The organism is Gilvimarinus sp. 1_MG-2023, assembly GCF_030548285.1.
Genome location: NZ_JAUOSC010000512.1, coordinates 1 through 334, shown reverse-complemented (window position 1 = coordinate 334; position 334 = coordinate 1). Strand labels below are relative to the sequence as shown.

Here is a 334-nt window from a genome sequence, read left to right as displayed (position 1 = left end):
ATACCCGATAAGGGGAATCATCCCGAAACCACTGTGTTTCGTGGGTGGCCATGGCTTCGATGACTTTTTCCTGCAAACGCTGGTCGCCGTCGAGTCTATCCAGCAACGCAGTAATCGAGCCCAATTGCTGCTGGGCCAGTAATTGCTTCAGGCGACTGCTGAGTAAATAATCCTTGCCGTCTCCAAGCACAATGCCACTGGACTGCTCCAGCATATCTTGAAACCGTCGGTATTCATTCGCTGTGATCTGGAATGTCATAGTCAATCCTGAAAAATCCGGCGCCAACCAGAGGTCTGAAATCTACATCGGCTATTTATCAGCATAGCCGTAAAC

General features: G+C 49.7%; 1 pseudogene. It reads right to left on the bottom strand.

The features are described 5' to 3' along the window. Positions 1 to 259 (bottom strand): annotated as a pseudogene (locus tag Q4563_RS17865) (hypothetical protein); the annotation flags it as partial. Positions 260 to 334: the final 75 nt, after the last annotated feature.